Origin of the sequence: Hyphomonas sp. UBA3601 (assembly GCF_002375605.1) — a bacterium.
GTDB lineage: Bacteria > Pseudomonadota > Alphaproteobacteria > Caulobacterales > Hyphomonadaceae > Hyphomonas.
Genome location: NZ_DFME01000068.1, coordinates 16,597 through 25,871, shown reverse-complemented (window position 1 = coordinate 25,871; position 9,275 = coordinate 16,597). Strand labels below are relative to the sequence as shown.

General features: G+C 60.4%; 9 protein-coding genes. 3 read left to right on the top strand and 6 right to left on the bottom strand.

All coding sequences use genetic code 11. From position 1 onward, the window contains the following. Window positions 1-14: 14 nt before the first annotated feature. The 5 genes from B4F73_RS07230 to B4F73_RS07210 form a co-directional block, all read right to left on the bottom strand. Window positions 15-320, bottom strand: coding sequence for a hypothetical protein (locus tag B4F73_RS07230; protein WP_290482871.1), 306 nt, complete (start codon window positions 318-320; stop codon window positions 15-17). Between the two features lie 65 nt (window positions 321-385). Further along, a complete protein-coding gene (locus B4F73_RS07225) occupies window positions 386-1,795 on the bottom strand; it encodes an FAD-binding oxidoreductase (RefSeq protein ID WP_206992672.1) in 1,410 nt (469 codons plus the stop codon). A gap of 48 nt (window positions 1,796-1,843) precedes the next feature. After that, on the bottom strand, window positions 1,844-2,785 hold the full coding sequence (locus B4F73_RS07220) for an L-threonylcarbamoyladenylate synthase (RefSeq protein WP_290482870.1): 942 nt from the start codon (window positions 2,783-2,785) through the stop codon (window positions 1,844-1,846). Between the two features lie 48 nt (window positions 2,786-2,833). Continuing rightward, window positions 2,834-4,033: a cytochrome b/b6 domain-containing protein gene (locus B4F73_RS07215; protein WP_290482869.1), complete on the bottom strand. Its 1,200-nt coding sequence runs from the start codon at window positions 4,031-4,033 to the stop codon at window positions 2,834-2,836. A gap of 18 nt (window positions 4,034-4,051) precedes the next feature. Continuing rightward, window positions 4,052-4,774 (bottom strand): YceI family protein, encoded by a 723-nt coding sequence (locus tag B4F73_RS07210; protein ID WP_290482868.1) that lies wholly within the window; start codon window positions 4,772-4,774, stop codon window positions 4,052-4,054. A gap of 122 nt (window positions 4,775-4,896) precedes the next feature. Between B4F73_RS07210 and B4F73_RS07205 the strand changes: the two genes are divergently transcribed. Next, window positions 4,897-6,669, top strand: a complete 1,773-nt coding sequence (locus B4F73_RS07205) for an acyl-CoA dehydrogenase (RefSeq protein ID WP_206992676.1) — start codon at window positions 4,897-4,899, stop codon at window positions 6,667-6,669. Window positions 6,670-6,676: 7 nt separating this feature from the next. On the opposite strand, the gene B4F73_RS07200 is transcribed toward B4F73_RS07205, so the two are convergent. Next, entirely contained in the window at window positions 6,677-7,852 is a 1,176-nt protein-coding gene (locus B4F73_RS07200; protein WP_290482867.1) for an MFS transporter, read from the bottom strand. A 126-nt stretch (window positions 7,853-7,978) separates the two neighbouring features. Between B4F73_RS07200 and B4F73_RS07195 the strand changes: the two genes are divergently transcribed. Together B4F73_RS07195 and B4F73_RS07190 are read left to right on the top strand one after the other, a co-directional pair. Further along, the gene (locus tag B4F73_RS07195) at window positions 7,979-8,995 is read left to right on the top strand and encodes a pseudouridine synthase (protein ID WP_290482866.1); all 1,017 of its coding nucleotides are present in this window, start codon (window positions 7,979-7,981) and stop codon (window positions 8,993-8,995) included. Then, window positions 8,992-9,275: gluconokinase (locus tag B4F73_RS07190; protein ID WP_290481304.1), on the top strand; the 284-nt coding region annotated here is incomplete at its 3' end. The genes B4F73_RS07195 and B4F73_RS07190, both read left to right, overlap by 4 nt.

Genomic DNA, 9,275 nt, shown 5'->3' with positions numbered 1-9,275 from the left:
CGCCGCTCGGGACGTTAGTCCTTGTCGCTGACATCAGCTGCGACCACTTCGTACATTTCCGGCGTGCATGTGCCCTCGGTGATCTGATCGCGTTTCAGCGTGAGTGTCTCTCCGACTTCCGGCAGCGTGCCCAAGTAGGAGGCCGGGACCCACAATTCTCCCTCGGGCCCATCGAACAAAGCGCCGTCTTCATCGACTTCGGTCACCGTTGCCGAGATGATTGTGGTTTCATAGCTGCACGGTCCGCCTACGATTGGAGGCGTAGGCTCACAGGCGATCAGCGGCGCGATGAGCGCGATGGCGGCAAGGTGTGTACGCATTTATGTCTCCCGCATTGGTCTGTGGACGCTACAGCGATCCGGCGGGAAGGCAACTGGGAACCCGATCAGGAATTGATGACGCGACCGGGGTTCATGATCTTGTTTGGGTCTAGCGCATGTTTGATGGCACGCATCATTTCGGTGGCTGCCTTCGGACGAATGCGTTCCAGTTCATCACGTTTCAGCCGCCCAACACCGTGTTCGGCGCTAATGGATCCGTCGAAGCTCATGACCTGATCATAGATGATACGAAAGATTGCTTCATCCTGACCACGTAGAACTGGGCGCTCTGCGCTGGCTGGCTCGCAAACAGAATAATGGAGATTGCCATCGCCGACATGACCGAAGATCACAAACTCCGCTGAAGGCACCTTTTCCAGAACAGCCGCGTTGCAAGCATCGATAAATTCGGGAATGCGGCTGACCGGTACGGAGATGTCCTGGTTCAGCGCGGTGCCATATGCTCGTTTCGACAGGGGGATTGTCTCGCGGATGTGCCAGAAGCTTTCGGCTTGCGCGACGCTTTCGGCAATGACGGCATCCTGCACAAGTTCGCTCTCATATGCTGAGGCGAGTGCGCCTTCCAGAACGTCGCGGGCATGTTCGGCGCGCGACATGGAAACTTCGATCAGCACGCGCCAAGGCAAATCAGATGGAAGTGGGTCGCGCGTGTCCGGCACGTCTGCCTGTACCATGGCGACGGCATTGGCGGGGATGATCTCGAAGCTCGTAACCGTATCGCCGGCATGGTCGCGAACCATTGCGAGCAGTTTCACGACGTCGCTTGCTGTTGTGCAGGTGACCCAGGCGCTCGCGCGCTGAACCTTGGGAAACAGTTTCAGGGTCGCAGCCGTGATGATACCGAGCGTACCTTCTGCGCCAGCAAACAAGTGTTTCAGATCGTAGCCCGTATTGTTCTTGCGCAGGCCCGACAGGCCGTTCCAGATATCTCCATTCGGCAGCACGACTTCGAGGCCAAGGATCAGGTCGCGCATCATGCCATAGCGCAGCACCGCGACCCCGCCAGCATTGGTCGAAATCAGGCCGCCAATCGTGGCGGTGCCTTCCGAGCCGAGTGAAAGCGGGAACAAGCGCTGGGCGTCGTCGGCCGCTTGCTGCGCCACGACAAGGGGGGCGCCAGCCTCGATCACGAGCGAATTGTTGAACGCATCGAGTGCACGTACCGCATTCATCCGTTGCATCGACACACAGATTTCGCCATGCGGCGTGCCCGCATCAACCAGGCCGGTATTGCCGCCCTGAGGTGTGATCGCGACGCCATATTCATTGCAAAGTCGCACCAGTGCAGCGGTCTCTTCCGTTGTGGCGGGCTTTGCGAGGAAAGGCGTCTCGCCCTTGTAGGTGCCGCGCCAGGGCGACGACACTTTGGCGAGTTCTTCCGCCGCCATGCTCCACCCCCTCGGGCCGAGCAGGTTTTGGGCGGCGGTCAGGAAGTCCGGGCTAAGCTCTGTCATTGGGTAAACCTACTCATTTCCTGCGCGATTTCGAGTTTGTTGCTTCCATCAGTCATCTCGGTGCGCGGCCCGAGCGAGACGATCACTGATGGCTTCGCCAAGCCCCTCATTCGGAATGTGCGCGACGGCGATGCGGTCGGCCTCTGCATCCAGTTGCCTCAGCATGGCGAACAGGTTTGCAGCAGCCTCGGTCAGGTTGCCAGATGGCGAGAGGTTGAGCCCATTTGCCTCATCCGGGCCGAAACCCAGCCAGGCTTCCCCTGCTTCGGGGGCGCTCGCATTGAGACGCAACCGGGCATTGGGTGCATAGTGGCTTTTCAGTTGCCCAGGGGCAGAGATGCCATCGCCCTCATCTGCACGAGCGAGTGACGTGCCAAGGACTGCTTCGAGGGCGGAGGTTTCGACCGTGCCGGCTCGCAGGAGTGTTGGCTGGTCACCGATAAATGAGACAATGGTGGATTCGATGCCCTGCGTGCACGGCCCACCGTCGAGGATCAGGTCGACCTTGCCGTCGAGATCGGCTTTGACGTGTTCGGCCAGTGTCGGGCTGATATGTCCGGACCGGTTGGCTGACGGTGCGACAACCGGACGACCGAAACCCGCGATCAGGCTACGCGCGCCGGGATGGGCCGGCATGCGGATGGCAATTGTATCGAGGCCAGACCGGGCCAGGTCGCAAACCGTCCCGGTCGAAGCAACGGGCAGTACCAAAGTAAGCGGACCAGGCCAGAACGCATGTGCGAGTTTGAACGCTGCGTCACAAAATACGGCTTCGGCTTGCGCCATTTCCAGTGAAGCAACATGCGCGATCAGGGGGTTGAAGCTGGGACGCCCCTTGGCTGCGTATAGTCGTGCCACCGCGTCAGGGTTTGATGCATCGCAGGCGAGCCCGTAGACGGTCTCGGTCGGCATGGCGACGAGCCCGCCCTTGCGCAGGAAGCTGGCAGCCAGTTGGAGTGTGCTGGATTCGATAGGAGCGATGGCAGTCATGCGCGCGGGCTTAGCATTCGCGTCGCGGCCCCGGAAGCCACCAGCGCATTATTTGCGCGTGGCGGTTCCCGTTACGGAGATTGTGATTTCATCGCCAACCCAGCTTCCGGAGGGATCAGAGTCCTGGCCGAGATTGAAGGCTCTGCGACTCATGACCGCTTTTCCAGCCAGCATCGCGGTGTCGCCATCGATTTCAAGCGTGAAGTCGAGCGGCACCGTGATCAGCTCGGACTTCAGCGATATTGCAGCATCTGCGCTATAGCCTGTGTCTGTTTCGCTGAAGTTGCTCAGGCTGATCTGGGCGTCAGGATAGGTGGTCGTGTCGAACCATTCCGGGCCCTTCAGGCTGTCATTGTAGAGCTTCTTGCCAGCATCGGCAGTAGCTGTCTGGACCGTTACGAGCACACGAGACTCATCGAGCGCTTCTGGATGGAATTCCACATCTGCTGACCAATCGTCAAAGGTGCCGGTGAATTCGGCTCCATCATACATACCCGTGAACCGAATTTCAGAAGCGTCGTAATCGACATCCCAATTCGCTTCGATGGTTTCGTCTGCGGGGGCGACGGCCTCGTCAGTTTGCGGTGTGGCGCTGCTGGATTGACCTGAGCCCGCAATCGGTATGATCGCGATGAGGGCAAAGGCAATGATCGCCGTTCCGAAGGCGCGGACATATCCTCGTGCGGTGGGGGGTGTCGCAGGCTTTCCGAACAAGCCAGGCAACATCTTCTTCAATACTCCGTCTTCAGCAGCGAATTCATGCTTCACCGCGCCGGCCACATGCAGGCCTAGCAGGATGATCAGAATCCAAGCGCCTTTGGAATGGATGTTCTCGATGATGACGTGCGCAATATCTCCGCGCAGGAAATCCGGCGCTGGCAAGTGTGGCCAGCTGACCGTCTCAAACAAGACGGTCGGCACCTTGAATTTGGAGGTGGAGACAAGCAGCCATCCTGCCAGGGGCAGAATGATCATCAGTCCATAGAATGCCATGTGGACAAGATGAGACGCCAGCTTTTCATAGGCTGGCATCTCTTCCGGAAGTGGCGGTGGCGGGTTCATGACTCGCCAGATCACCCGGACCAAGGTGAGGAACAGAAGCAGGATCCCGATCGATTTGTGAAGCTGAAAGCGTACTTCGTTGTCGTCCATGTTCCAGCCGAGCCAGATCATGAACAGAAGAAGGGCTGCCATCACCCAGTGAAGGGTGATGGCGACGATCGTGTAACGAGACGTTTCAGTCTTCATGTCGAGGATGTTCCTGTCTTATTCGGCAGCTTTGGCGAATTCCGCCTCTATGGTCAGGTGGATCGTGTCACCCAGGTTTGGCACCATTTTCGACAGGCCGAATTCGGAACGATTGAGTGAGCCGGTGGCGGAGAAGCCGATTTTTGGCTGTTCCGGGGCCCAAGGGAAGGTCGCGGTGCCGTTGTAAGTAACATCCAGCGTCACTGGCTTGGTCACGCCAAGGAAGGTCAGATCGCCTGTGACAGTGCCGGTGGTCGGGCCGGTTGTTGTGATTTCTGTCGAGGTGAAGGTGATCTCGGGGTATTCGCCTGCGTTGAAATAGGTTGGATCCTGCGCGATTTCTTCATCGAACGTGTCGTACGGCGAATCGGCGTGCGTCGCTTTGAAGTCGCCCGGATAGTCTGTTTCGACCGATGTCGGGTCGACCGTGACGGTCAGCGATGTGGCGGACGCGTCATCAGGATTGAACTCCAGTGTGGCATCCATCTTGGTGAAGCGGGCGGTATAGTTGGACAGGCCGAAATGATTCACCGTCCAGACAAGCGACGCATGCGTCGGATCGAGCACATACGTGCCGGCCGGAGCCATTTCCGGGGCCGGTGCGGTCTCTTCTGCAGCCGGAGCAGCTGTTTCACTTGTCTCATTGGCCGGCGTCTGGGCCTCTGCTGCAGGGGCGGTGGTCTCGGCGGCGCCGCAAGCGGCGAGCGCGAGGACGGAAGCGGAAAGTAGGATTTTGCGCATATTCGTGTCTCCTGGACATCTATGGGTTCGGTTCAGGTGATTATAGGGCGCAGTTGGCGTGGCACCATCCCCGCGCTAAATGCTCTTCGGGATATAACCTATTCGGATTCTGGGAGAAATACATGGCCTATGACGCTCCGCTCAACGATATGGCGTTCGCGCTCCAGTCCGTTGCGGGCCTGTCCCGATTGGAAGGGCTGGAGGCATTCGGCAATTATGACCCCGAGCTGATCACGCCGATCCTGGAAGAAGCCAACAAGCTGGCACGTGATGTATTGGCGCCGCTCAATGCATCTGGCGACGCGCACGGTGCCGTACTGACCGAGGATGGGGTGAGGGCCGCGCCGGGATTTGCTGATGCCTACGCCCAATTCCGGGAGGGTGGATGGATGGGCCTGTCGGCGCCAGAGGAATGGGGCGGGCAGGGCCTGCCGAAGGCGCTCGCCTTGGCGGTCATGGAAATGTTCCACGCGGCCAACATGTCGTTCGGGCTCTGCCCTATGCTCAGCTTCGGCGCAGTTGAGGCCCTGCTGGCGCACGGCACAGATGACCAGAAGCAGGCATATCTTCCCAACCTCGTGGCCGGCAATTGGACCGGCACCATGAATTTGACGGAGCCGCAGGCCGGTTCGGATGTTGGCGCGCTCAAGACAAGAGCCGTGCCGAAGGAAGATGGCAGCTACGCCATCAGTGGGCAGAAGATATTCATCACATGGGGCGATCATGATGTCGCCGAGAACATCATACACCTGGTCCTGGCGCGCTTGCCGGATGCGCCCGCAGGTTCGCGCGGCATCTCTCTTTTCATCGTGCCGAAGTTTATGGTTGAAGCGGATGGTAGCCTTGGCGCACGCAATGCCGTCAAATGTATCGGTCTTGAAAAGAAGATGGGCATCCACGCCTCGCCGACCTGTGTGATGGAATATGATGGCGCGACCGGATGGCTGATCGGTCAGGAGAACAAGGGCTTGGCCTGCATGTTCACCATGATGAATTCCGCACGCCTGAATGTCGGCCTTGAGGGAGTTGCTGTGGGCGAGGCGGCCTACCAGACGGCACTCGAATATGCGCAGGAGCGCAAGCAAGGCAAGGCACCAGGCATTGAGGGCCCCGCTCCAATCCTGCACCATGCGGACGTGCGCCGTACCCTGACGACCATGCGCGCTCGCGTCGCTGCAGCGCGTTCGATCTGTTATGCCTGTGGGGTCGCCGCAGACCTCGCCGAGGCGTCCCCGGATCAAACCACACGCGCTGCTGCAAAGATGCGGGAAGACCTGCTGACGCCAATTGCCAAGGCATGGTGCACGGATATGGGCGTCGATGTGGCGAGCCTTGGTGTGCAAATACATGGCGGCATGGGCTTTATGGGTGAGACACTCGCAGGCCAACTTTATCGCGACTCCCGGATTGCCCCGATCTATGAAGGCACGAATGGCATTCAGGCCATCGACCTTGTCGGGCGTAAACTGACCGGCACGAATGGTGAGTCCATGCGAGTGATGCTGGGTGAGGTCGAGGCGACGGCGGCAGATGCCCGCGCGACCAATGACCCACAGCTTGTGCAGATTGCAGACCGGTTGCGCGCTGGCGCCGAAGCCCTGCGCGAAGCCAGCGACTGGATGCTGGAAGCGATGAAGGATCGCGATCAGGACAAAGCGCTTGCGGGCGCGACGGCCTATCTCGCGCTGGCGGGAGACGTGATTGGCGGGCACTTCCTGACGCGGGCAGCTGTTGCTGCACGCGGTGAGGAAGGCAGCTTCCGGGCACGCCAACTGGCACTTGCGGGCTTCTTTTCCGAGACTGTTCTGGCCACCGCGCCGGGCCGTGTCTCCGGCATCACCGAAGGCGGTTCCCCTTTCCTCGACAATAGCGAAGCTCTGTTCGGTATCGCGTGAGTTCGGCTCAGGCGCTGAGCTTCGGCAAGGCGATCAGGCACAGGACCGAGGCGCAGGAGACTGCTGTCCCAATCGCCGCAAGTGGTACCATGCCAAATGTGACGAACGGCGCGGCGATGGCGGTGCCGGCAGCCGTCGTGGAAAGGATGGCCACGAGGACGAGTGCCGACCCGCGCGCATCATCTCCGCGCGCAGCGACAACCGCGCGATAGAAACCGGGAGGTCCCCGAAAGCCGAGGCCGAGATTGACCGGCACAAACAGGGCGGCGAGCATCAGTGGTGCTGTCCCACCCAACAGTGCGTAAATCAGAATACCAGCCAGGCCTGCGGCGGACATAGTCGATCCGAACAGGATCATCGGTTCAGGTTCGAACCGTGCGGACAGCTTGCCGGCAAAGTTCGATCCTGCAATGAAGAACGCAATCCCTGTAACCTGCATGATGATGAAGTCGCCCAGGTCGCCGCCAAGGCCCTTGGTGATCATGGCCGGTGCGCCGAACACAAAGATAAGCAGTCCGGCGAGTGTGAAGGCCTGACTCAGGGCATAGCGCAGGAAGACCGGATTGATCACGTGGCGCAGATAGCTACCCGGCGCCCGCGTCGACGGCGGCGCGGGCAGGCGATGACGCAGCATGGCGACGAGCGCCGCAACGCCTAGACTCAAGATGCCCAGGGCGAGAAAAGAGCTTTTCCAGCCGAATGCCAGCAGCAGCCAGACGCCGAGCACGGGGGCGAGGGCAGGGATCAAGGATTCTATGCTGGCCATGAAGCCAAGTGCGCCAACGGCTTTCTCCTCGGAAAACATGGCGCGGATCATGCCTGGAGCAAACACAGCTGCGGCAGATCCGGTCAGACCTTGCAAGAACCGCAGTCCAACCAGAACGGACAGGGACGGCGCGGCCATGCAGGCGAACGAGACCAGCGCATAGGCCGCAAGCGAGATGACCAACAAATTGCGCTGGTCGATCCGTGCGCCGAGTTCACCGAAGGCCAGCAGACCGATACAACCACCTGCCACGAAGGCGGCCAGCACCAGCTGCGCCATCGCCTGCGAGCCCCGCAAGGTTTCCGGCAAGGACGGAACGGCAGGTAGGACCAAATCCGTCCCGGCAAGGCCGAGAATGGTCCCGAGGACTAACAGGCCAAAGGCGAGCAGGGGCGCTGCGGTGCGGCGGTCCGTCATTATTCAATCATCTCCGTGCGGGGCGCCCGCCTATGCCGGAAATGCCCCACAATGTCGACTGAATGTTGCGAGGAACGGCCAGCGCCGATATGACGGGCCGCACTATATCAGGAGGCGCGACACGCCATGGCTTGGACCAAAACCTATTCCGGCGACGAGCCCTTGCGGATCAACAAATGGCTGGCGCTGGAAGGCGTGTGCTCACGCCGCGAGGCGGACTCCCTGATTGAGCAGGGTCTGGTGAAAGTCGACGGCGAGAAAGCGATTTCGGGCCAGAAGATCGAGACCGGTCAGACGTTGGATCTGGCGCAGAAGGCTGCACGTCGGCTCGATAATCAGCTTTCCATCCTGTTCCACAAACCGATCAGTATTGTTTCGGGCACGCCGGAGGGCGATGAAATTCCCGCTGTGCGGCTCATCTCAGGCGATAGCCTTTCGGGAAAAAGTCATGCCATTCCGGGGCGCTATAACAAGCTCGCGCCCCTCGGGCGTCTGGACAAGGATTCCCGCGGTTTGTTGATCATGTCTGAAGACGGCGTGTTGGCAAAGGCCGTGATTGGGCCGGAGAGTCAGCTCGACAAGGAATATCTGGTCAAGGTGAAGGGCGATGTTACGCCCGACAAGCTGGGCAAGTTGCGTCATGGTCTCGAGCTGGATGGTCGCCAGCTGAAACCTGCCATCGTCGAACAAGTGAAACAGCAGGAGTTGAAATTTATCCTGAACGAAGGCCGCAACCGCCAGATCCGGCGTATGTGCCAACTGGTAGAGCTGCATGTTGTGGACCTGATGCGTGTGCGTGTTGGGCCGCTGGAGCTTGCAGGTTTGCCGGAAGGCAAGTGGCGCCCGATCAGTGGCCGTGAACGCGAAGCCTTGCTGAGAGGTGACATGCCCCGTCCCCGCAAGCCGCGACCGGAGCGGCCGGAGCGCTCAGATCGGGCAGAACGGAGTGGGCGTCCGGATCGTCCCGCGCGGGCTGAACGTCCCGAACGGTCAGGCAAGCCAGACCGGCGCCCTGACAGGACCGCCCCCCGCTCAGGCGGGAAGCCGGGACCGGCCTCTGGAGAGAAAACAGTCTCCCCGCTGAAAGGCGAGAAGTTCAAGCGCACCAAGCTCAAGCCTCGCAAGCGAACACCCATCAAGTGAGGGACCTGGTCATCATCATGGGCGTGGCGGGCAGTGGAAAAACGTCCATTGCCGAAGCCCTCTCCAAGGCCGAGGGTTGGCCGTTTGTGGAAGCGGATGACTACCACTCCGCCGCCAACAAGGAGAAGATGGCCTCCGGCACACCCCTGACCGATGCAGATCGCGCCGACTGGGTGCGCAGCCTGTGCAAAACCCTGACCGACATGCCGGAGGACCGGGTGGTCCTGGCCTGTTCGGCGCTTACGCCCTTTGTCCAGACAGGTCTGCGCGAGCAGAGCGG